This is a genomic window from Sporosarcina sp. Y352 (assembly GCF_056786535.1).
The window spans coordinates 66,333-88,733 of the sequence record NZ_JBXCJE010000005.1 but is presented as its reverse complement, the minus strand read 5'-3'; the positions used below and the strand labels follow the sequence as shown (position 1 = coordinate 88,733).

Genomic DNA, 22,401 nt, shown 5'->3' with positions numbered 1-22,401 from the left:
CAACCAACCAAATCCTACGAACATCTTAAGAAATTCTTCATATCCATCCTTACAAAGCCTTAAGAATCTCTCCTTATAATGAAGGGAGTAAAGAAACTTGGAGGCGATTGCATGATTAGTGTAATAAATTTAAACCATTCATTCAAAATTGGCAAGAAAGGTAAGGAGAGGCAGGTGCCTGTGCTTAGAGGACTGAAATTTGACATAGCAGATGGTGAAATCGTATCGATTGTCGGAAAAAGTGGTTCGGGCAAATCAACGCTTCTTCACATAATGGCAGGATTCCTGACGCCTGAAAGTGGAGAAATTCACGTGCAGGGCGTACAGACGTCTTCATTTAGCGAAGCGGAAAGTGCAAAATTCAGACTGGATCATTTCGGATTCGTTTTTCAAAACTTCCAGCTCATGCCTGGCTTAACAGCGTTTGAAAACATTGAACTACCGCTGACATTGAAAGGCATCAGTAAAAGCGAGCGGCAGCAGAAAGTGCAAGACCTTATGCAAATCGTTGGTTTGGCTGAGGTGCAAGATCATTATCCGAATGAATTATCCGGGGGGCAGCAGCAACGCGTCGGTATCGCACGTGCGCTTATCACCGATCCGCCAATTATTTTTGCCGATGAACCAACAGGTAGTCTTGATTCGGAAACAGAGCAGGATGTCCTTTTGCTAATCCAGTCGCTCAATAAAACACGGGGCATCACATTTGTCATCATCACACACGATGATGAAGTGGCTCAAACGGCGAACCGTGTGTACAGAATGCACGACGGGGTATTAACGGAAGGTAGTGAACAGCATGCAATTTAAAGACCAAATTAGTTTCGTGAGGCGACATATAAAGAAAAATAGAATGCGTGTCTTTATGACCGTGCTTGCAGCAACAATGGGTACAGCATTTCTGATTGTGCTTGCGTCAGTTGGGTTCGGATTACACGATACAATACGCGAAGAAATTCTGTCGAACCGAATTGTGACGCAAATTGAGGTGTACTCAAGTGAGATGAATGAAGAGAAAGTTGCTGAGTTAAAGAAAAGGGAGCATGTAAATGCAGTTGTATTCCGCCAAAGTTTAGGTGCAGAACAGCAGACGTCAATAGGTGAATTCACAGGGAATAATTCGCTTACTATAACGGACTTTATAGAAGAGAAGAAAGCAAATTTTGAACTTCAGAATGGACGTTTACCGGAAAAATCGAACGAAGTCGTCGTGGGAAGCGATTTTGCAGAAGCCTTATTGAAACAACCAGTTGAAAATGGAGAGGGCGAAAATAAAACCTACGACGGTAAATTGATTGGTGAACAGTTCATTTATCAAATTGGCGATAATGAAGGGGGAATAATTGAAGAGCAAATACCACTTACAATAGTAGGTATCGGAAAAAATCCTGCAAAAGATTGGGTTCAGGATCAAAAAATATATGTGGATGCTACGATCATTCCAGAGTTAGAAAAAATCTATTATTCGCATGTAGAGACACCTGTGGATGAGGATGCCGAGGTAGATTCCTTATTTTATGGTGAAGTAAACATCTATGCGGATAAAATAGAAAACGTCAAAGCACTTTCTACTGCATTGAAAGAGGATGGATACAGCGTCTATTCCATATCGGAGGAACTCGATCAGCTTGACGTCTTTTTCCTGGCGTTGAAAGCGGGGCTCGTATTCGTCGGGACAATCGCGATTTTGATTGCATCCATCGGTATTTTCAACACGATGACAATGGCCGTGACAGAGCGGACGCGGGAAATTGGTGTTATGAAGGCAATCGGGGCAGATCCGAAATTAATCCAACGATTGTTCTTGATGGAAAGCGCATGGATTGGCATATTGGGAACGGTGCTTGCTGTCGTCATTTCGTATGGAGTGAGTATTGTATCGAATTATATCTTACCAATTATCGTCACAGCAGCACTTGGCGAAGAGGACTTTGGTGGAATGACCGTCACGTTCTCCATTATTCCATGGCAGCTTGTAGTCATTGCTTCCACGATCAGTATTGCTGTTGCCATGATTTCAGGATGGCGTCCGGCACGTAAAGCAACAAAAATTGATGTTATTAATGCGTTGAGACAGGAACTGTAATTGCTAGAATGCGTTGCTGGAAAACAGGTATTTCATTTAAAAAGCGTTCTTCCAAGACGAGGTACATGAAATAATAGTGCCAATCATGCGATAATGGGAATACTTACAATTGAAAGAGGGATGGATAATGGATTATCGTATTGAGCATGACACGTTCGGTGAAATTGAAGTACCATCGGACAAGTTATGGGGTGCACAAACACAACGTAGTAAACAAAACTTTAAAATTGGCGGAGAAAAAATGCCGATTGGTGTTATACATGCATTTGCTCACTTGAAAAAGTCAGCAGCCATCGCGAGCCATGCACATGGTGCTCTATCAGAAGCGAAAATGAAGGCGATTTCTGCAGCGGCGGATGAAGTGATATCCGGAAAGTTGGACGACCATTTTCCACTTGTCGTTTGGCAAACAGGTAGCGGTACGCAATCAAACATGAACATGAACGAAGTACTGGCACATCGCGGCAATCAACTTCTTGAGGAGTGGGGCGAGGAAGAACGCCTTCATCCGAACGACGATGTGAACAAGTCACAAAGTTCGAATGACACATTCCCGACAGCGTTGCATGTTGCAGGCGTCATAGCTGTACAACAGCAACTTGTTCCGGCAATTAAGGTATTAAAAGAAACACTTGGCAAGAAATCAGAAGAATTCATGGATATCATTAAAATTGGTCGTACGCATTTACAAGACGCGACGCCTTTAACGCTAGGCCAAGAGATTAGCGGCTGGCACCGTATGCTCGAGAAAACGGAACAAATGATTACTGGCAGCGTCGAGTCGATGAAAGAACTTGCGATTGGCGGAACAGCTGTTGGAACAGGACTCAACGCACCTGCTGGATTCGGCGACCGTGTTGCTGCTGAAATTAGCACAGCGGTGGGCATTGAGTTTACGTCTGCGATAAACAAATTTCATTCACTCACGAGCTATGACGAAATTGTTTACGTTCATGGTGCCATCAAAGCGCTTGCGGCGGACTTGATGAAAATTGCCAATGACGTACGTTGGTTGGCGAGTGGACCGCGTTCAGGCATCGGAGAAATAACAATTCCCGAAAATGAACCCGGCAGTTCTATCATGCCAGGAAAAGTGAATCCGACGCAAAGTGAAGCATTGACGATGGTTGTTGCACAAGTCATGGGGAATGATACAACAATTGGCTTTGCGGCGAGCCAAGGGAACTTTGAACTGAACGTCTTCAAACCGGTTATCATCTTCAACTTCCTTCAATCGGTGACGTTGTTGAGTGATGCGATGATCAGTTTCAACGATAATTGTGCAATTGGTATTGAACCGAATCGTGAAGAGATTGATCGTAAAGTTCAAAACTCACTCATGCTCGTAACGGCACTTAATCCTTATATCGGTTACGAAAATGCAGCAAAAATCGCGAAAACTGCACATGCCGAAGGAACAACGCTGAAAGAGGCGGCACTTAAATCAGGCTTGCTGACAGAAGAACAGTTTGACGAGTATGTCGTTCCGTCGAAAATGATTGGCAGATAAAATGAAAACACAAAAGGAGGTTCCATCAGTCGGCATCTTGACTGGCGGACCCTTTTTTGATGAAAACGGGAAAATGGTTATGGTGATGAAAGCAAGGTTTGTGCCTCTAACAATTATTTATTAATCATTCTATAAATTTTTGAAATGAAGATTTAGAAATCAAAAAGGGCAGTTTTGAAGCTGCTATAGTACTGATTTTACAGACAGGGGAGTGGACAAGATGAAAGATGTATCATTTGTAGCATCATGGAGCGGCGGGAAAGATTCTGCCATGGCTTATTACCGCGCAATGAAAGCGGGCGGCATTCCGAACCGGTTGTGGACGATGTTTGAAGAGGATGAAGAACGGTCAAAATCACATGCGTTGTCTTTTGAAGTTGTGGAAGCCCAGGCGGAAAGACTTGGCGTGCCATTAATGATTCGTGGTGCAAATTGGACAAGTTATGAAGGGCAATTCTTGGATGCGATGAAGGAGTGTGTTGAAGCGGGTATTAATCACGGCGTATTCGGTGATATCGATCTCGAAGATCATTTGACATGGGTACGACAGACATGTGAGAAAGTCGGCATGGAAGCGGTACATCCCCTTTGGATGGAGCCGCGACGCAACATTCTGGAAGAGTTCATAGAGGCAGGATTCGAAGCATATATTGTTGTTGTCAATACAAAAATGATGCCGGCACATTTCATTGGCCGTAAATTTACTATGGAACTGATGGACGAACTGGAAGCGATAGACATCGATTCGTGTGGAGAATCGGGCGAATTTCATACTGTTACCGTAAATGGTCCGATATTCAGTGAAAGAGTACCTGTTGTATTTTCTGGAAAGCACGAACGGGATGGGTATGTATTTTTAGATGTAGCGTTGGAAGAAAAGAAGTGAGTGGCAACGGAATAGAGCGATATCTTTTTGGAAACCTCACATTCCGCCATCTTCAACATCTACCAGAAAAATTTGCTCGTCAAAACCACCGCGTTTCTCAGCTTTTTCGACTCTGACCCTTTCTAAATCTTCAAATGATGCACCGTAATGTCCTAATGCTGCATGGATAAGTTCCAATAAATCAGCGAGTTCTTCAATGGCGTCATCTGTCGTTTCAGTAGCATCGTATTCATCAATTTCCTCATACATTTTTTTATTGATTTCGATTATGTACTCGTCTTCAGTCAATAGGCGTGTAGTGCACGTTTTACCAGACATTTCGATAATTTCAGGAATCCTATCGCGCACGAGCTTGTTGTATATCGGCATATGTATCATCTCCTTTTCAATCACATAACTAATTATTCTAAATGATACCACGTAATCCTCCGAATTGAAAAAACCATCCACACTCGCTTGGAGCGAACGTGGACGGTTTTTAGTCATATATTCAATAAATCTCCTAGTTCCTTCTCTAAAAATGGATCTGCATTCAACAGAGTCTTGAACGCAGTGTACCGAGTTACTTCATCAGCAGTAGCCTTACGTCCGGTCTGGTATGCACGTATTAAGATATTCTTTGGTGTATGCTCCATGTCGATAAACTCAAGAAGCTGTGCTTCGTAACCAACGAGTGATAAGAGCTCCGCACGAATCGAATCGGTAGCAAGCGCAGAGAACCGTTCTTTGATAAGTCCGTGCTGAAGCATGACGTCGAGCGCGGGGGAATTGACCTGCGAGAATAGTTCATGCTGGCAGCAAGGGACGCTCAAGATGACTTTCGCGCCCCATTTCACCGCGCGTGCGAGCGCCATATCTGTTGCAACGTCGCATGCATGAAGTGTAACCACCATGTCGACGGACGTTTCTTCATTGTAGTCATTGATATCACCTACAAGAAATTCAAGATTCTCGTAACCAAGATCTTTGGCTATCAAACTGCATTCCTCAATCACTTCTTTTTTTAAGTCAAGACCAGTTACTTTAATATCCAGTCCCTTTTCAATGCGCAAATAATGATAGAGAGCAAACGTCAAATAGGATTTACCTGAACCAAAATCGAGGATGCGGATAGTACGGTCTTTTGGCAAGTGAGCAAGGGAATCATCAATGAACTCAACGAATCGGTTAATCTGCCTGAATTTGTCGTGCTTCTGCTTTTTCACTTTACCATCGGGTGTCTGGACTCCCAGTCGGACTAGAAATGGATAGGCAGTATTTTCATCGAGCAAATAATTTTTCTTACGGTTATGTGTTAAGTCAATCACTTTTTCGGATGTCGTTTTCTCTGATTTCCACATAACTTTAAATTTCTTCGTCAACTGGACATGGATTTTTTCGTTGGAAAACTCAGCATGCACTTGTCTAAAACGCTCAAGTAGCTGTTGTAAATAAGGAAGTAATCCATCAGGTGTAATGTTTTCATGATTTAACACACGTTCATACTGATACTCGAATTGAATATGCAGTTGGCCTTTTATTTCAACAGGCTTCACTTTCACTCGCTTCAAATCATCCGTTTTCGTGCGTGGCTGGCTGATTGTAGCACCAATGAAAGCGCCATCTGTCATGCGGCGTGCCAGTTCGTCCAGTAATTCCTCGAATTGCAAATTCATCACTCCTAGTTAAACTCGAATCCCTGTTTCTTTAAAAAGTCTTTCATATAAGTTCGGCGAGGCGCTCCAAGGAAGTCAGCCATAGAGTCGGACCAGGCTGCGTCTTTGCGATTTGAGCCGCGATTTAAATAATACTCGTTCATTATTTCATCGTATTCCGGGATGATTTCGTTGTATTTTTCAGCATCATATCCGTTTTCATGAATGATTGCATCTACGGGCAAGCGGGGTTTTACTTCATTTGCTTCATCGGGAACTCCGATTGTCATAGCGAACATTGGTGCAACGCCTACTGGAAGTGCCAGCAAGTTGCTGATTTCTTCGGGTGCATTACGCACGCCACCGATATAGCAGATGCCATATCCTTTCGATTCAGCCGCAATTGCAACATTTTGTGCGAACAAAGCTACATCGATTGAACTGACAAGTACATTTTCAGCTGAGGAAAAGTCAATATCCTTCCCGACTAATTGTGCCGCCTTTTTCAATCTACAATAGTCTGCACAAAAAACAAGGACAGCTCCCGCGGATAAAATCTGCTGCGGATTTTTTGCGAGTTCAGCAAGTTTCTGCCGTTTTTCAACGTCCGTGACATAAATAACGGAATAAGCTTGTACAAAGTGTGAGGTGGCCGCGTGTTGACCTGCATGAATGAGCTCATGCACTTCTTCTTTTGTTAAGGGGATGTCTTTATACTTTCTTACGGATGAGTGTGCTGTTAATAATTTGATAACCATTGAATCCCTCCAAAATGTGTTTAATGAATTAAGATTAACAGACTTAGATAGTGGTAAACTACCTTTAAAGCTTGAAAAGGGGTGTAGAAATGAATTGGATGGAGAGTATTTCGTTGACGACGACTTTATTAGTCCTATTTCTAGTTATCATACCAATCACGATTGCCATCTTTCTTTTCTTTTATGACAAAAGGCAAAAACAACATGCTATTCTTCGGAATTTCCCGATTTTAGGGCGGATGCGTTATGTGCTCGAAAAAACTGGGCCTGAACTTAGACAATATCTTTTTGACGACGATAACGATGGCGAACCATTTAACCGTGAGGAATATTTGCGCATGGTGCTGCCGGGGAAATATTTGAACAGTGTTATCGGCTTTGGATCGAAGCGGGATTTTGAGGAATCTGGTTATTATATACGAAACGCAATGTTTACAATGCAGAATGAGGAGATGCGCGTGGATAATGAGGACCTTGTAGATACGATGCGTTACGTTATGGATGAAGATCATTTGTTTTCCCGGAAAGAGCATCGTGAAGAAATCCCGACATTGCCATGGCTGTTGCCGGAAGAGGACGCGATCGTAATCGGACCGAACTGTGAGCAGCCGTTCCATGTACGCAGTATGCTTGGTCAATCAGGAATGAGTTACGGAGCACTCGGAGAAAATGCCATCACTGCTTTGTCAAAAGGGATTGGCCTGGCTAAAGGCGCATGGATGAATACCGGTGAGGGAGGTCTTTCCTCGCATCATCTGGCGGGAGGTGCTGATATCATTGCTCAAATCGGTTCTGGTCTTTTCGGTTTCAGGACGGAAGAAGGAGAATTCAGTTTTGAAAGGGTCCGTGAAAAAGCGGATATTCCTCAAGTGAAAGCATTTGAGATTAAGCTTGCACAAGGTGCAAAGATGCGTGGAGGGCATGTAGAAGGATCCAAGGTAACGGAAGAAATTGCGGCAATCCGCAATGTTGTTCCTTATGTTTCCATTAACAGTCCGAATCGTTTTCACCAGTTTGATGATTATCCAACACTATTTGAATTCATTGATCAAATTCGCCAGCATTCCGGTAAACCGGTTGGTATTAAAATCGTCATTGGTGGTAAAGAAGACGCGGAAGAATTAGCAGCGTTCATGCATGAAACTGGTAAGGGTCCTGATTTTATATCGCTGGATGGTGGAGAAGGTGGCTCTGGAGCTACCTACCAAGATCTTGCAGATAGCGTTGGGTTGCCGTTACGTTCTTCGATTATTCTTCTAGACGATGCGCTTAGGAAATTTGAAGTGCGTGACCAAGTAAAAATCATTGCCTCGGGTAAAATAACGACACCGGACCGGGCAGCAATTGTGTTGGCAATGGGGGCAGACTTAGTTCAAATTGCACGAGGTTTTATGATTTCCGTCGGTTGCATTATGGCGCACCGTTGCCATACGAATGATTGTCCAACGGGTGTAGCGACAACGGATAAGAAGCTACAACAAGGTCTCGTCGTTGAGGAGAAGAAGTTCCGTGTTACAAATTATATTTTGACAATGCGAGAGGGACTTTTCCGAATCTCCGCAGCTGCGGGACTGGATTCTCCGACGAAACTCACAAGGCATCATATAGTTTACAAGGATGACCGAGGACGTGTTTATCCGGTTGAATGAAATGAAGAATACCGTTCTGCCTACAAAGGGTAGAACGGTATTCTTCACTTTTGGATGATTAATCCGAAAACAGTTTCACGTTAATTTTCCAACCTTTAGAATATTGTGATAATATATAAGTATATGAATCAATGAGAAAAGGGGAATGGATATGACGTTGTTGCACAAAACAGTGGGGGAAATGGTAAGAGAGCAGGCACGGCTTTATCCTGCGCAGGAAGCGTATGTCTATCCGGAATATGGGATTCGTAAAACATATACAGAATTTGACGAGGAAACAGATATACTTGCGAAAGCGTTCATGGGCATGGGCATCGGAAAAGGGGAAAACGTTGCCATCTGGTCGGATAATAAACGGGAGTGGCTGCTCAGCCAGTTTGCAACAGGTAAAATGGGGGCAGTTCTTGTCACGGTGAATACGAATTACCAAGCTTCAGAGTTGGAGTATTTATTAAAACAATCTGATGCAACTACACTTATTCTGGATGAAAGCTTTAAGGGGACGAGTTACATAGACATCCTCAAGAGAGTTTGTCCGGAGCTGTTAATAGGTGAAAAAGGTTCTATAGCAAGCGAAAAACTTCCTCATTTTAAACGAATCATTTTGATGACGGAGCGAGAAGAAGCGGGTATGTATAAATGGTCTGAATTTTTATCGTATGCGGAAGGTGTATCTGATGAACAGCTGGATAAGCAGTTCCATTCGCTAAATCCTGATGATGTCATCAATATTCAATATACATCCGGCACGACCGGCCAACCGAAGGGAGTTATGCTGACGCATAGAAATGTCGTCAATAACGGTAAATTAATCGGTGATAATATGAAACTGACTGAGCAGGACCGGGTCTGTATTCCAGTACCATTTTTTCATTGCTTCGGTTGTGTACTGGGTACGCTTGCAGCTGTCACGCACGGTTCCGCGATGATTTTGCTTGAACAATTTGATCCTCTACGCGTACTTCAGGCGGTGCAGGAAGAAAGATGTACAGCACTTCATGGGGTACCTACGATGTTCATTGCTGAGCTAAATCATCCTGATTTTAAAAAGTATGATACATCTACGCTTCGTACCGGAATAATGGCAGGCTCCGTATGTCCAATTGAAGTTATGAAACGAGTTATTGAAGATATGGGTGCGAGTGAGATTACGATTTGTTACGGCCTGACGGAAGCATCTCCTGTCATAACTCAGACAAAGACAGATGATCCAATCAGTAAAAGGGTTTCGACAGTCGGTATGCCGCATCCAAGTGTAGAAGTCAAAATCATTGATTCCATCACGGGTGATGAGATGCCTGTTGGGGAACCCGGGGAACTTTGCACGCGCGGATATAATGTCATGAAAGGGTATTATAATAACCCAGAGGCGACAAAAGAAGTCATTGATGCAGAAGGATGGCTCCATACTGGAGACATCGCTGTAATGGACACGGAAGGATATATTGATATTACAGGGCGCATCAAAGACATGGTTATTCGTGGTGGTGAAAATATCTATCCAAAAGAAGTAGAGGAGTTCCTATATACACATCCTGACATCGCTGACGTACAAGTCGTAGGCGTACCGGATGCAAAGTATGGCGAGGAACTGATGGCGTGGATTATTCTGAAGCCAGGAGTGAAAATCGATGAAGAGGCAGTACGCACTTTCTGCAAAGGAAACATTTCTCATCACAAAATTCCGAAGTATATTGAGTTTACGGAAGAGTATCCGATGACTGCATCCGGAAAAATACAGAAGTTCAAACTGCGTGAAATGTCTTTTGAGAAATCGTCCACAATATCGTAAGCGTATTCCATACGATATTGTGGGATACGCGTATTACAAACCATTCTAAATAGCCAAAAGTTCAGCTTGAGCAGAGGGGATAGTGTGAAAGGAACAACATTTGCATCTGTTTCGACAATATTATCGTTTTTCACAACGCTTGCCACAATGAGTTAGCCACCCATTTTTTGTGTTCGAACGCCGTATCTTTTGTCGCCATCAGCAAATGTTCGTATGTCAATTGCAATCTATCTTGTCGAACTAACAATATTTCCCGGGAAATGTAGCAGGAATAAACTAATCATATCGTTCCTTGCCAATATTTACTTCAAGAGTTATTGGAAAGTATCAATAATACTGATTTCCATTCAATATTTAGATGATATAATGAAGATTATCTATTATGAAATGGAGGAATTCGCTATGTCAGATAATGGTTTTCAGTTAATTGCAATTATTATATACATGGCAGCCATGGTTTTCATCGGATGGTATGCATTCAAACGCACTTCAAATCTGACAGACTACATGCTTGGTGGACGAGCACTTGGTCCAGCTGTTACTGCGCTGAGCGCTGGAGCGGCTGACATGTCGGGTTGGTTGCTGATGGGGCTACCTGGAGCAATCTATCTTAATGGATTGGTTGAAGCTTGGATTGCCATAGGATTGACAATTGGAGCATACTTAAACTGGGTGTTCGTTGCACCACGTCTTCGTGTGTATACACAAGTATCAAGTGACTCTATTACCATTCCGAGTTTCTTGGAAAGTCGCCTGAAAGATAAATCAAGACTCTTGCGCATAGCTTCCGGTGTAATCATTCTAGTTTTCTTCACATTCTATGTCTCTTCAGGAATGGTTGCAGGTGGAAAGTTCTTCTTAAGCTCATTCGGGTTAGATTATCATGTAGGTTTGTTAATTGTTTCTGGTGTCGTTATCTTCTATACATTATTCGGAGGATTTTTGGCGGTCAGTTACACGGATGTTGTTCAAGGTATCATTATGTTCCTTGCCCTCCTTCTTGTACCGATTGTTGGCATATTCATAACAGGAGGACTTACAGAAACTGCTGCAAGTATCCGTACTGTTGATCCTCAATTGCTGAACTTCGTATCGGGTGCATCATTCCTCGGTATAGTGTCAGCGGTTGCGTGGGGGCTCGGTTATTTCGGTCAACCACATATTATCGTCCGTTTTATGGCTCTAAATTCGCACAAAGAAGCGAAAAAAGCACGTCGAATCGGAATTGGATGGATGTTCTTGAGCCTGTTTGGTGCAGTAGCAACAGCACTAATAGGGATTGCATATTTTCAACAAAATACGGATGCTACATTGGTAGATAACGAAACTGTATTTATTGTCCTAGGGCAAATTATCTTCCATCCGTTCATCGCAGGAATAATGCTCGCGGCTGTCCTCGCAGCTGTAATGAGTACAATTTCTTCACAACTAATTGTTTCTTCTTCAGCACTTGTCGAAGACTTATACAAAACGTTTATGAAGAAAGATGCAACGGATAAGCATTATGTGTTTTTAGGTAGAATGGCTGTTCTTATCGTTTCCGTAATTGCGATGGTACTTGCATGGCCGAACAATGAATCCATTTTAAGTATCGTGTCATTTGCGTGGGCTGGATTTGGAGCTTCATTCGGACCAGTTATTCTTCTATCACTATTCTGGCGCAAACTTACAACTAAAGGAGCGCTATGGGGAATGATTGTCGGTGCCGTAACAGTTATGGTCTGGGGGAACATTGATTCTTTATCGGACACGCTTTATGAAATCATTCCTGGTTTCTTCCTCTGTCTAATAGTCGCGGTTGTGGTTAGTAATATCACATACAAACCGAATGCAGAGATTGACAAGGAGTTTGCAGAAACAGTTAAAATACTAAATGAAGGCAAGTAATTTGAAAGTCTGCAGTTATTACTGCAGACTTTTCAATTGCATTTTTTTAGATATGGATAGAGGTGTATTGCTATGATTTTATTGACACAAAAAGTTGGCAATGCGAATTATATCGTCTTAGAGAATGTTGAGCTGAAATTTGTAGTTCAAGTTTTCGGTGAGGAAAGGTTGACAGATGTAGCCTTTGGGCAAACTAACTTATATTGACGGATTGATACTGCATTTTGTTCGGAGACCAGTGTTTCACCGAATATGTTAAACTGAATATACTTAAAAGTTGTTCGGAAGGGGTAATTCCATGGAAGAATTAATAGAACGCGCAGTAATTGTAGGGGTCCATGAACAAAAGGACGATCACTTTGAATATGGTATGGAAGAACTGAGGAATCTTGCCAGTGCAATTGAAGTCGAGGTTGTCGGGGAAGTCACGCAAAATATGGAAAAAAGAAACCCGTCTACGTATGTCGGGAAAGGCAAAATAGAAGAGATTAAAAGTTTTTACGAAGAGTTGGATGCCAATCTTGTTATCTTTAACGATGAACTGTCTCCTTCCCAAATTCGTAATCTGGAACGGGAACTTGATTGTAAAGTAATTGACCGAACTATGCTCATTCTTGATATTTTCGTAAGACGTGCAAGAACGAGTGAGTCACGGATGCAAGTAGAACTTGCTCAGCTACAATACATGCTTCCCCGACTTGTTGGACTACGTGCATCCTTAGGTAGACAAGGTGGAGGGACCGGCGGTGGTGTCCAGAACAAAGGTGCCGGAGAAACAAAACTTGAACTCGATCGCCGGAAAATTGAAGACCAGATTGCTAAACTTGGCCGCGACCTAGATCATGTGAAGGATCAGCGGGAAACACAGCGGAAACAGCGTAAAAAGAGTGGTATCCCTGTAGTTTCGATTGTTGGTTATACGAATGCGGGCAAGTCAACAATTATGAATCAATTACTGCTGAAAATGGACGTTGACAATGCGAAACAAGTATTTGAAAAGGATATGCTTTTTGCAACACTTGATACATCTATCCGCAAAGTGAAACTAGAGGATAATAAAGAATTCATCTTAACGGATACGGTTGGTTTTGTTTCAAAACTGCCTCATCACCTTGTAAAGGCTTTCCGCTCAACGTTAGAAGAAGCACGTGATGCAGACTTACTCTTACATGTTGTGGATGTATCGAATTCGGAACACGATTATATGATGGAAGTAACAAATGATACCTTGCAAGCGGTAGGAGTAGAAAATGTACCAACACTTAATATTTACAATAAATCGGATCTGGCTGGAATTCCATATCCAGCAGTAAGTGACAATAGTGCCTGGATTTCTGCTAAAGAAGGAAAAGGGTTGGATGAACTCATTAAACTGATTACGAAGAAGATTTTTGAGCAATACATCACGTGTAAGTTGCTCATTCCATTTGACCGTGGTGATATCGTTTCCTACTTGAATGACAATGCAAATGTGAAAAATACGGAGTACGAAGAGGAAGGAACGCTTATGACAGTGGAAATGGATATATCAGAGCGTTCAAAAGTTGAGCAATTTATAGTTAGCCATTAAAAAACAGCACCGCCTGACTTGGGGAAGTCAGGCGGTGCTGTTCCTTCTATCTAAGAGAAAGGGGGTGGGATAATTGTAGTATGCCCGCTTTTACAATCATTAAACCTCTTGAAATTGATTATTATGCAGGCGGGCGAAAATCCCACCTTTCTTCACAAGTTCATGGTACTTCCCGTCCTCCTCGATTCCGTTTTCAGTAACAACGATAACGCGGTCGGCATCACGAATTGTGGCCAGTCTATGAGCGATGACAAGGGTTGTACGGTTTTCAGCAAGTTCAGCGAGCGACTGTTGGATAATTCGTTCTGTCTCTGTATCGAGAGCTGATGTTGCTTCATCCAAAATAAGAATTGGCGGGTTTTTTAAGAACATGCGAGCGATGGCAAGACGCTGTTTCTGCCCACCTGACAGTTTCAAACCTCGTTCCCCAATCTGTGTTTCGTAACCATGGGGAAGCGCAGCAATGAAGTCTTCTAAATGCGCTTTTTTTGCTGCTTCAATTACTTCTTCAACTGTCGCATCCAATTTACCGTAGCTGATATTCTCTTTAATGGTACCGGTGAACAAAAAGACGTCCTGCTGTACGATGCCAATCTGCGAGCGCAAGGAATGCTGCGTCATATTGCGGATATCAATGCCGTCGATAGCAATTGAGCCTTCTGTGACATCGTAGAAACGTGGAATAAGTGAACAAATCGTTGTTTTTCCAGCACCGGACGGACCGACGAAAGCGACTGTTTGACCTGTGCGGATATTCAAGTCAATCCCATGGAGTACCGCTTTATTGTCGTCATAATTGAAATGTACATCATCAAAGAGGATATCACCATTTAAATGCGTGACAGCTACCGCTCCTGGGCGATCTCTAATTTCAGGTTCCTGGTCGATTAATTCACGGAACCTACGGAATCCCGCCATTCCTTTCGGATACAGTTCCAGGAGAGCACTGATTTTGTCGACAGGTTTGATAAGAACATTAACGAAAAGGACAAAACTTACGAGCTCGCCGTATGACAATTTGTCATTGAATGTGAACCATGCTCCGACAACTAGTACGATGAGTGTAATGAGTCGGGTCATCATGAACATACTGGAATGGGTCCATGCCATCACTTTATAAGCGACTAACTTAGCTGTTCTAAAATTGCCATTGTCTATTCTGAAACGAGCAATCTCAAAATCCTCGTTCGTGAATGATTTGACAACGCGTGAACCTGATACGGAATCTTCAACACGTGCATTGACATCTGCGATTTTACCATACATATTTTGCCATGCAGCATTCATTTTAATATTACAGAATGTCACGACAATGATTAGGAAAGGCACCATAATTATTGCGATTATGGCAAGTTCCGGATTAATGCTATACATAATTGCGAAAGCACCAATAAGCGTCATGATGGCGATGAAAATATCTTCAGGGCCATGGTGGGCGAGTTCACCAATGTCAAACAGGTCATTGGTGATGCGGCTCATAATGTGACCCGTTTTGGTATTATCGAAGAAACGGAATGATTGTTTCTGTACATGGTTGAACAATTGTTGGCGCATATCCGTTTCAATATTAATGCCAAGTTTGTGACCTAGATAACTAACGATATATTGTAGGAATGTACTTAGTAAATAAATGAGCAGTAGAATAATGCTGATTGTTATGATCTGCCCCCAATTACCTTTAGGCAGCAAATCATCAATGAACCATTTGACCGCTACCGGGAAGGCAAGGTCAAGCAGCGCTACAAAAATAGCGCTTGAAAAGTCGATAACGAAAAGCCGCCTGTGCGGTTTATAGTATGAAAAGAATTGTTTAATCATTTTATGCAATCCCCTTTTGTCTGATAATTGCAAGTATAGCGGAGATGAAGACAAAAAACGATTTTTAATTTCAGAAACCGAAATAAAAGGCATGTAGTTCTATTTATTTATGGTGAAGCATGAGTACTATGATTCAATTTCACCGAATCATGAAACTCTTTGCGAATCGGGTCGTATGAGTATATGTAAAAGAAATCTGGAAATGGAAGGAAGCGAAGGATATGAAAAAGTGGATAAAGGGTATAGCGACTGGTGTTCTAATCCTCGGTCTTGGAGCATGTAGTACAACAGCAGAACCGAAAACCGATCCAGAGACAGGAAAGAAAGGAGAACTTCAAAACAAAAGTGAAATGACAGCACAAGAAGTATATGAAAAAGCAATGGAAGTTTCGGATGAACAAAAGAGTATGCATGCAAAAATGGAAATTGGTCAGCTCGTAAAGATGCCAAGTCAAGAGTTGGAAATGGACAGCAAAATTAAAATGGACATGGATATGGTCATTGAGCCTCTGACTATGTATCTGAATATGAACGTGGATATGGGAGAGCAAGGTAAGATGGACATGAAAATGTACATGGCAGAAGATGGTTTCTTCATGAGTAACCCTGAAGCAGAGGGGTGGATCAAGTTCCCGGATGATATGTACGAGGAAATGGTTGGTCAAATGGCTGGTGGGGCAGACCCGACACTTGATATGAATATATTTAAAGATTTTGTAGATGAATTTAAATTTGAGCAGACGGACGATGAGTATATCCTTAAACTTTCTGCATCAGGTGATAAATTCAGTGAGTTGTTTAAGAAAGTAGCAACTGAAAATTTACCTGCTGGTTTGGAAGTGGATGAACAACAGGCGGAAGTATTGGAAAATATGGATGTGAAAGTACTAGAATATGAAATATTCATCGATAAAAAAACCTTCTACACAAACGCGTTCAATATGAATATGGATATGATAATGAAAATTGAAGGCGAAGAAATGCAGATTGACCAAAAAGTAAAGGCAGACATTAGTAAAATAAATGAAATTGATAACATTAAAGTTCCAAAAGAGGTAATTGATAACGCAGTCGACATCAATGAAACAATGGGTCAGTGAGATAGATAGAGGGCGCCAGATATTCAATCTGGCGCCCTCTTTTTATTACTAGAAATGTAGAATGTGGATTGAAATCTAGGGCTCAAACCGTTCTATGATTTAGTACTTCAAATCTAATTGATAATGATTTTCAGTTAATCGTTGACACTTATTTCTGACATGTTATAATTGAATTTGTAGCCAATTGATAATGGTTTTCATTAATGAATTCTCAATTGGCTGCAAATAATTGATATCGAGGCTTCCCATGAAGATACGTTACTTATTCATCGCACTTATCATTCTTTCATTCCTATCGTTATTCGTAGGAGTGAGTCGTATCACGCCAATGGCTCTGCTAGATTTTGATTCGGAAGCAACAGAAATTTTCTTGATCAGCCGTTTGCCGCGACTAGTTGCCATTCTCCTAGCAGGAGCAGGTATGAGTATCGCGGGCCTCATTATGCAACAGTTGAGCCGGAATAAATTTGTTTCTCCGACGACAGCGGGAACTTTGGATGCAACACGGCTTGGGATTCTTGTCTCTATGCTGTTATTCACAAACGCATCCACGATTGAAAAGATGATTGTCGCATTTGTATTCGCGCTTGCCGGCACGCTACTGTTTATGCAAATCCTTGACCGAATTAAATTCAAGGATGCGATTTTCATACCACTCGTCGGGCTTATGTTCGGTAATATTTTGTCATCGATTACGACGTTTTTTGCTTATAAAGCGAACGTTATTCAGAATATGTCGGCATGGTTACAAGGTGATTTTTCGATGATTATGAAAGGACGTTATGAACTTCTATACATAAGCATACCCGTGCTAATCATTACTTATCTGTATGCAAACCGATTTACGGTTGCAGGAATGGGTGAGGATTTCTCGAAAAACCTCGGGCTTGCTTATAGGAAGATTGTCAATATCGGCCTCATTTTAGTTGCACTGATTACGACTACGGTCGTTTTAACAGTCGGAATGATTCCATTTCTAGGATTAATCATTCCGAATATTGTATCAATCTATAAAGGTGACCATTTACAGAAGACATTGCCACACACGGCACTGCTCGGTGCAATATTCTTGCTCCTCTGTGATATTTTAGGCAGAGTGCTTATCTATCCTTATGAGATTTCAATTAGTTTGATGGTCGGCGTTATCGGCAGCGGAATCTTCCTATACTTATTGTTTAGGAGGAAGGCCTATGCGTAACTCGACGAAACTCATCATTCTTGGCGTACTGGCTGTTATCTCCTGTGCTTTGTATCTTTTTCAAGGATTAAACGGAAGTTTTGACTATGCATTACCACGCCGTGGCATCAAAGTAATGGCGATGGCCATTACGGGCGTCGCCATAGCGTATTCAACTGTCATTTTTCAGACAATCACACATAACCGCATTTTGACACCGAGCATTATGGGGCTGGACTCACTATACTTATTGTTACAGACCGCCATTATTTTCTTCCTTGGTTCAGGGCATATGGCCATTGTCAATACACATGTGAATTTCATATTATCTGTTTCTGCAATGGTTGTATTCGCGCTTCTCCTCTACCGCTTTTTATTCCGAGGAGGCAAACAGCCAATTTACTTTCTGTTGCTTGTCGGAATCATTGTCGGAACATTTTTTGGAAGCATTTCGACGTTTCTGCAAGTGCTCATTGATCCGAATGAATTCATGCTCGTACAGGATATGATGTTTGCAAGTTTCAATAACGTCAGCGGAGACCTCGTTTGGTGGGCACTTGGGATTGTTGCTATCAGCTTACTAATTGGCTGGAGGTATATTAACGAACTCGACGTGCTCTCGCTTGGAAGGGATACCGCCATTAACTTAGGCGTATCTTATGACAAAGTCGTCAAAACGATGCTTGTATTGTCCGCTGTACTAATCGCGGTTTCTACTGCACTTGTCGGACCGATTACATTCTTCGGTCTGATTGTCGCGAATTTGTCTTATCAGTTTTTTAAATCATATAAGCACACGGTTTTAATCGCTGGTGCTTCTATTATGAGTATCATCGCCCTTGTAGGTGGACAATGGGTTGTCGAAAGAGTCTTCACTTTCTCTACGACACTCAGTGTGATTATTAACTTCATCGGTGGCGTTTACTTCATCTACTTACTATTAAAGGAGAGTCGATCTACATGATCCAGGTCCGTGAACTGTCAAAGTTTTATGGTAAAAAAGCGGTCGTTGAAAAGGTGAATGTGAATATTCATCGCGGAAAGATCACATCTTTCATCGGTCCAAATGGTGCGGGTAAATCAACGCTCCTTTCAATGGTTAGCCGTCTGCTTGATGCAGATACGGGTGAAGTACTCGTTGATAAAGATAATGTTAAACAGATGAATTCAAATGAGTTTTCAAAAAGAGTTTCCATATTAAAGCAATCTAATTTCATGAACGTTCGTTTGACAATCCGTGAACTAGTATCGTTCGGCCGTTTCCCACATTCCAGGGGCAAACTAACTGCAGAAGACTTACGGCTTGTCGAGCAAGCAATGGATTATATGGATTTAATGAGCATGCAACACGATTATCTGGACGAATTATCAGGTGGACAACGTCAGCGCGCATTTATTGCGATGGTTATCGCCCAGGATACGGATTATATCTTGCTGGACGAACCGCTCAATAGTCTAGATATGAAGCATTCCGTTCAGATTATGAAGATATTGAGAAGACTAGTAGACGATCTTGGTAAAACAGTCGTCATCGTGCTGCACGACATTAACTTTGCATCCGTTTACTCTGATCGCATCGTTGCGTTAAAAGAGGGACGCGTTGTCAAAGATGGTCCGACCGATGAAATTATCACTTCCGATTCGTTAAAAGATATTTACGATATGGATATTCCAATTAAACAAATGGCTAATTGCCGAATATGTGTGTACTTCGATTCTTAATTGGAAGAGCGAAATGCATTCGGAATTTAGGCGTCAATCTGACTGAAGAAGATTAAACTTACAATAAAACTAAAAGGATGGTTTTTGATGAAGAAACTACTAATGACAATGATGATTTTCGCAGTAATGGCTTTACTTGTAGCTTGCGGAACGAATGATGATGATGCAGCGGACGATAAAGCAACTGGAGACAAAGCAGAACCAAATGTTGAAGAAGCCGAAACAGCAGAATCAATGGTAATTACGCACGATCTTGGTGAAACTACAATCGAAAAAAACCCTAAAAAAGTTGTCGTATTCGATTTTGGTATGCTAGACACGCTTGACGAGCTTGGCGTTGAAGTTGCAGGTGTCCCACAAATGAACGTTCCTTCATACTTGTCTCAATACGAGGATTCAAAGTATACGAACGTTGGAGGTCTTAAAGAGCCTGATTTTGAAGCAATCCATGCGATGCAGCCAGATGTGATTTTCATCTCAGGGCGTCAATCTGCTATGTATGAGGAATTGAGTGAAATTGCTCCAACAGTCTTTGTAGGTGTAGATACAGCAAACTATATGGAGTCATTCAAAACCAACATGGAAATGGTTGCAGAGCTCTTTGGTAAGGAAGATGAAATGAAAGCAGAACTTGCGGACATTGATGAAAGAATTGCAGCAATTAATGGAGAAGCAAGCAAGAGTGATGCAAAATCATTGATCATTCTTGGAAATGAAGGAAAAGTAAGTGCTTATGGACTGAGTTCACGTTTTGGTATTATTCATGACGTATTTGGCTTTAAAGCAGCTGATGAAAAACTTGAAGTTTCGACACATGGTCAAAGTATCACATTCGAATATATCCTTGAAACAAACCCGGACATTCTCTTTGTTATAGACCGTGACGCTGCGGTTGGCGGAGATTCAAGTGCAAAAGATTCGATTGAAAACGACCTTGTTAAGAAAACAAATGCTTATCAAGACGGTAAAATCATCTACTTAGATCCGAACTATTGGTACCTATCTGGAGGCGGACTTCAGTCTGTGAAAGAAATGGTTAAAGAAGTCGAAGAAGTATTGTAATAATAGCAAAAGAGCCAGCACACTAAAAAGTGTGCTGGCTCTTTTTTGTCTAGAAGTGTTCAATTATAAGTGTAAATAAAAAACACTACCCTTTCTATAGAATTTAGGTTGGAATAAAGGTATTCTTTTACTACGCCGAGGTTTTCATTATTAAGAGAGTTGTGATTCGGAGTGTGTATTGTAGATCGCTTGGCGCTTTGGGGATGCCTCTGGCCCTAAGCCTGGATAAGCGCTTCGCATCCAGTCTTAGGGCTTCGGCTACCCCTTTGCCGCGCCTTCGCTGGAGTGTACATTATCAAGAGAAATGTAGTTTTGAGATGTAAACGCTGAAATTATAATGTGATTACTATTTGATACTAATTTAATTCAAAGTAGGAAGCAATAGAGGTAGCAGATCTCATCCCCAATCCCTCCCTAGTCTCCTATCTGGCTTATCGCGGGCCACTGAAAGAGTTCTGTATTATAAATAAGAACTAGTTGATTGTAGTGAAGAGCGGCGACTCCAGCGGGAACAGCTAGGAAGAGAAAGAAGTTCACTCTTCCCCGGCTGAAGACCCCGCAGGAACGCAGTGACGAGGAGGCTGAGGCCGTGCCCGCGGAAAGCGTCCGCTCGGAACGGAAATCAACGATCGGACTTTTTCAGTGACCTCTCCTACGTCAAGAAGCGTCCACTAACGCAGCAGTAATTCAATGGAACTCTTTATTTCAGCATATATATTTAATAAGACTCATTATAATGTTGCGTAAGGGAAACTTATAGCATACACTAGTTTTAACTTAGAAATAGAAAGAAGATGTGCAAATGGACGGAACTGTAGTATTTGCATTCGCCCTAACACTATTTGCAGGGCTAGCAACTGGGATTGGAAGTTTACTTGCATTTTTTACGAAAAGAACAAATACGAAGTTTCTCTCAATAGCACTCGGTTTTTCTGCAGGTGTTATGATTTACGTTTCACTTGTTGAGATATTTGTAAAAGCAAAAGACGCACTTGTATTAGATCTTGGACTAACCAATGGCTATTGGGCAACTATCGCCGGTTTTTTCGGGGGAATGCTACTTATCGCCTTAATTGATCGTCTCATTCCTGCAATTGGGAATCCGCATGAAGTGAAGAGTGTTGAGGATGTTAATGTGGGTCCAACGAATGATGAATATGCCAAACTGAAGAAAATGGGTATGTTCACGGCACTAGCCATTGCAATTCATAACTTTCCTGAAGGTATTGCGACGTTCACATCTGCATTGCAGGATCCAACGCTCGGTATTGCGATTGCCATCGCGGTTGCAATTCACAACATTCCCGAAGGTATTGCGGTTGCTATCCCCATTTATTTCGCGACGGGTAATCGGAAACAAGCATTCAAATTATCCTTTTTGTCGGGATTAGCTGAACCTCTTGGTGCTATAGTAGCATTTCTAATTTTAATGCCTTATTTAAACGGTGTAATGTTTGGCGTCATTTTTGCCGCGGTTGCAGGGATTATGGTATTCATCTCTATCGATGAACTGCTACCGGCAGCGAGAGAATATGGCGAAGCGCATTTATCGGTTTATGGCTTTATGGCAGGAATGGCAGTAATGGCAGTAAGTCTTGTTCTAGTGATTTAAAAAACATTGTGTCACTTTGTTGTACGGGGTATAATGACAGGTGTAAAGACACTTAAATAAACCGGACAACGAGGTGCAGGGGATTGTGAAAAAGAACAAACAGGGGATTTCAAGAAATAAATTATTAGTACTTGCTGG

The 22,401-nt window shown here is 41.9% G+C and carries 18 protein-coding genes; 14 read left to right on the top strand and 4 right to left on the bottom strand.

Annotation, left to right across the window (positions count from 1 at the left end):
* Positions 1-111 precede the first annotated feature (111 nt).
* The 4 genes from AC1TO6_RS10165 to AC1TO6_RS10150 all read left to right on the top strand — a co-directional run bounded on the left by AC1TO6_RS10165 (position 112) and on the right by AC1TO6_RS10150 (position 4,482).
* Entirely contained in the window at positions 112-810 is a 699-nt protein-coding gene (locus tag AC1TO6_RS10165; RefSeq protein WP_482101497.1) for an ABC transporter ATP-binding protein, read from the top strand.
* Positions 800-2,086 (top strand): ABC transporter permease, encoded by a 1,287-nt coding sequence (locus AC1TO6_RS10160; RefSeq protein WP_482101496.1) that lies wholly within the window; start codon positions 800-802, stop codon positions 2,084-2,086. Before AC1TO6_RS10165 ends, AC1TO6_RS10160 begins: the two co-directional genes overlap by 11 nt.
* A gap of 127 nt (positions 2,087-2,213) precedes the next feature.
* Complete coding sequence (gene fumC, locus AC1TO6_RS10155; RefSeq protein ID WP_482101495.1) at positions 2,214-3,596, top strand: class II fumarate hydratase; 1,383 nt, start codon at positions 2,214-2,216, stop codon at positions 3,594-3,596.
* Positions 3,597-3,816: 220 nt separating this feature from the next.
* A complete protein-coding gene (locus AC1TO6_RS10150) occupies positions 3,817-4,482 on the top strand; it encodes a Dph6-related ATP pyrophosphatase (RefSeq protein WP_482101494.1) in 666 nt (221 codons plus the stop codon).
* 36 nt (positions 4,483-4,518) lie between these two features.
* On the opposite strand, the gene AC1TO6_RS10145 is transcribed toward AC1TO6_RS10150, so the two are convergent.
* The 3 genes from AC1TO6_RS10145 to nfsA all read right to left on the bottom strand — a co-directional run bounded on the left by AC1TO6_RS10145 (position 4,519) and on the right by nfsA (position 6,874).
* The gene (locus AC1TO6_RS10145) at positions 4,519-4,851 is read right to left on the bottom strand and encodes a nucleoside triphosphate pyrophosphohydrolase (protein ID WP_482101767.1); all 333 of its coding nucleotides are present in this window, start codon (positions 4,849-4,851) and stop codon (positions 4,519-4,521) included.
* Between the two features lie 113 nt (positions 4,852-4,964).
* Positions 4,965-6,131: a class I SAM-dependent methyltransferase gene (locus AC1TO6_RS10140; RefSeq protein WP_482101493.1), complete on the bottom strand. Its 1,167-nt coding sequence runs from the start codon at positions 6,129-6,131 to the stop codon at positions 4,965-4,967.
* A gap of 11 nt (positions 6,132-6,142) precedes the next feature.
* On the bottom strand, positions 6,143-6,874 hold the full coding sequence (gene nfsA, locus AC1TO6_RS10135; protein WP_482101492.1) for an oxygen-insensitive NADPH nitroreductase: 732 nt from the start codon (positions 6,872-6,874) through the stop codon (positions 6,143-6,145).
* A gap of 89 nt (positions 6,875-6,963) precedes the next feature.
* On the opposite strand from nfsA, the gene AC1TO6_RS10130 reads away from it, so the two are divergent.
* From AC1TO6_RS10130 to hflX, 4 genes are all read left to right on the top strand, one after another.
* Positions 6,964-8,523, top strand: coding sequence for an FMN-binding glutamate synthase family protein (locus AC1TO6_RS10130; RefSeq protein WP_482101491.1), 1,560 nt, complete (start codon positions 6,964-6,966; stop codon positions 8,521-8,523).
* A 151-nt stretch (positions 8,524-8,674) separates the two neighbouring features.
* Positions 8,675-10,315, top strand: a complete 1,641-nt coding sequence (locus AC1TO6_RS10125) for an AMP-binding protein (protein WP_482101490.1) — start codon at positions 8,675-8,677, stop codon at positions 10,313-10,315.
* Between the two features lie 402 nt (positions 10,316-10,717).
* On the top strand, positions 10,718-12,202 hold the full coding sequence (putP, locus tag AC1TO6_RS10120; RefSeq protein WP_482101489.1) for a sodium/proline symporter PutP: 1,485 nt from the start codon (positions 10,718-10,720) through the stop codon (positions 12,200-12,202).
* Positions 12,203-12,500: 298 nt separating this feature from the next.
* A complete protein-coding gene (gene hflX / locus AC1TO6_RS10115; protein ID WP_482101488.1) occupies positions 12,501-13,772 on the top strand; it encodes a GTPase HflX in 1,272 nt (423 codons plus the stop codon).
* A 99-nt stretch (positions 13,773-13,871) separates the two neighbouring features.
* On the opposite strand, the gene AC1TO6_RS10110 is transcribed toward hflX, so the two are convergent.
* Entirely contained in the window at positions 13,872-15,590 is a 1,719-nt protein-coding gene (locus AC1TO6_RS10110; protein ID WP_482101487.1) for an ABC transporter ATP-binding protein, read from the bottom strand.
* 221 nt (positions 15,591-15,811) lie between these two features.
* Between AC1TO6_RS10110 and AC1TO6_RS10105 the strand changes: the two genes are divergently transcribed.
* The 6 genes from AC1TO6_RS10105 (at position 15,812) to zupT (ending at position 22,263) form a co-directional block, all read left to right on the top strand.
* The gene (locus tag AC1TO6_RS10105) at positions 15,812-16,690 is read left to right on the top strand and encodes a DUF6612 family protein (RefSeq protein ID WP_482101486.1); all 879 of its coding nucleotides are present in this window, start codon (positions 15,812-15,814) and stop codon (positions 16,688-16,690) included.
* Between the two features lie 247 nt (positions 16,691-16,937).
* Complete coding sequence (locus tag AC1TO6_RS10100) at positions 16,938-17,888, top strand: ABC transporter permease (protein ID WP_482101485.1); 951 nt, start codon at positions 16,938-16,940, stop codon at positions 17,886-17,888.
* Positions 17,881-18,831, top strand: a complete 951-nt coding sequence (locus AC1TO6_RS10095) for an iron chelate uptake ABC transporter family permease subunit (protein ID WP_482101484.1) — start codon at positions 17,881-17,883, stop codon at positions 18,829-18,831. Before AC1TO6_RS10100 ends, AC1TO6_RS10095 begins: the two co-directional genes overlap by 8 nt.
* A complete protein-coding gene (locus AC1TO6_RS10090) occupies positions 18,828-19,589 on the top strand; it encodes an iron ABC transporter ATP-binding protein (RefSeq protein ID WP_482101483.1) in 762 nt (253 codons plus the stop codon). The genes AC1TO6_RS10095 and AC1TO6_RS10090 overlap by 4 nt, the downstream gene beginning before the upstream one ends.
* 87 nt (positions 19,590-19,676) lie before the next feature.
* Positions 19,677-20,651, top strand: a complete 975-nt coding sequence (locus AC1TO6_RS10085) for a siderophore ABC transporter substrate-binding protein (RefSeq protein WP_482101482.1) — start codon at positions 19,677-19,679, stop codon at positions 20,649-20,651.
* Positions 20,652-21,453: 802 nt separating this feature from the next.
* Positions 21,454-22,263, top strand: coding sequence for a zinc transporter ZupT (zupT, locus tag AC1TO6_RS10080; RefSeq protein ID WP_482101481.1), 810 nt, complete (start codon positions 21,454-21,456; stop codon positions 22,261-22,263).
* Positions 22,264-22,401: the final 138 nt, after the last annotated feature.

What these genes read in the sequence shown, in the direction of transcription:
- AC1TO6_RS10165 (WP_482101497.1), top strand. Translation starts at nt 112, where the DNA reads ATGATTAGTGTAATAAATTTAAACCATTCATTCAAAATTGGCAAGAAA.
- AC1TO6_RS10160 (WP_482101496.1), top strand. Translation starts at nt 800, where the DNA reads ATGCAATTTAAAGACCAAATTAGTTTCGTGAGGCGACATATAAAGAAA.
- fumC (WP_482101495.1), top strand. Translation starts at nt 2,214, where the DNA reads ATGGATTATCGTATTGAGCATGACACGTTCGGTGAAATTGAAGTACCA.
- AC1TO6_RS10150 (WP_482101494.1), top strand. Translation starts at nt 3,817, where the DNA reads ATGAAAGATGTATCATTTGTAGCATCATGGAGCGGCGGGAAAGATTCT.
- AC1TO6_RS10145 (WP_482101767.1), bottom strand. Translation starts at nt 4,851, where the DNA reads ATGCCGATATACAACAAGCTCGTGCGCGATAGGATTCCTGAAATTATC.
- nfsA (WP_482101492.1), bottom strand. Translation starts at nt 6,874, where the DNA reads ATGGTTATCAAATTATTAACAGCACACTCATCCGTAAGAAAGTATAAA.
- AC1TO6_RS10130 (WP_482101491.1), top strand. Translation starts at nt 6,964, where the DNA reads ATGAATTGGATGGAGAGTATTTCGTTGACGACGACTTTATTAGTCCTA.
- AC1TO6_RS10125 (WP_482101490.1), top strand. Translation starts at nt 8,675, where the DNA reads ATGACGTTGTTGCACAAAACAGTGGGGGAAATGGTAAGAGAGCAGGCA.
- putP (WP_482101489.1), top strand. Translation starts at nt 10,718, where the DNA reads ATGTCAGATAATGGTTTTCAGTTAATTGCAATTATTATATACATGGCA.
- hflX (WP_482101488.1), top strand. Translation starts at nt 12,501, where the DNA reads ATGGAAGAATTAATAGAACGCGCAGTAATTGTAGGGGTCCATGAACAA.
- AC1TO6_RS10110 (WP_482101487.1), bottom strand. Translation starts at nt 15,590, where the DNA reads ATGATTAAACAATTCTTTTCATACTATAAACCGCACAGGCGGCTTTTC.
- AC1TO6_RS10105 (WP_482101486.1), top strand. Translation starts at nt 15,812, where the DNA reads ATGAAAAAGTGGATAAAGGGTATAGCGACTGGTGTTCTAATCCTCGGT.
- AC1TO6_RS10100 (WP_482101485.1), top strand. Translation starts at nt 16,938, where the DNA reads ATGAAGATACGTTACTTATTCATCGCACTTATCATTCTTTCATTCCTA.
- AC1TO6_RS10095 (WP_482101484.1), top strand. Translation starts at nt 17,881, where the DNA reads ATGCGTAACTCGACGAAACTCATCATTCTTGGCGTACTGGCTGTTATC.
- AC1TO6_RS10090 (WP_482101483.1), top strand. Translation starts at nt 18,828, where the DNA reads ATGATCCAGGTCCGTGAACTGTCAAAGTTTTATGGTAAAAAAGCGGTC.
- AC1TO6_RS10085 (WP_482101482.1), top strand. Translation starts at nt 19,677, where the DNA reads ATGAAGAAACTACTAATGACAATGATGATTTTCGCAGTAATGGCTTTA.
- zupT (WP_482101481.1), top strand. Translation starts at nt 21,454, where the DNA reads ATGGACGGAACTGTAGTATTTGCATTCGCCCTAACACTATTTGCAGGG.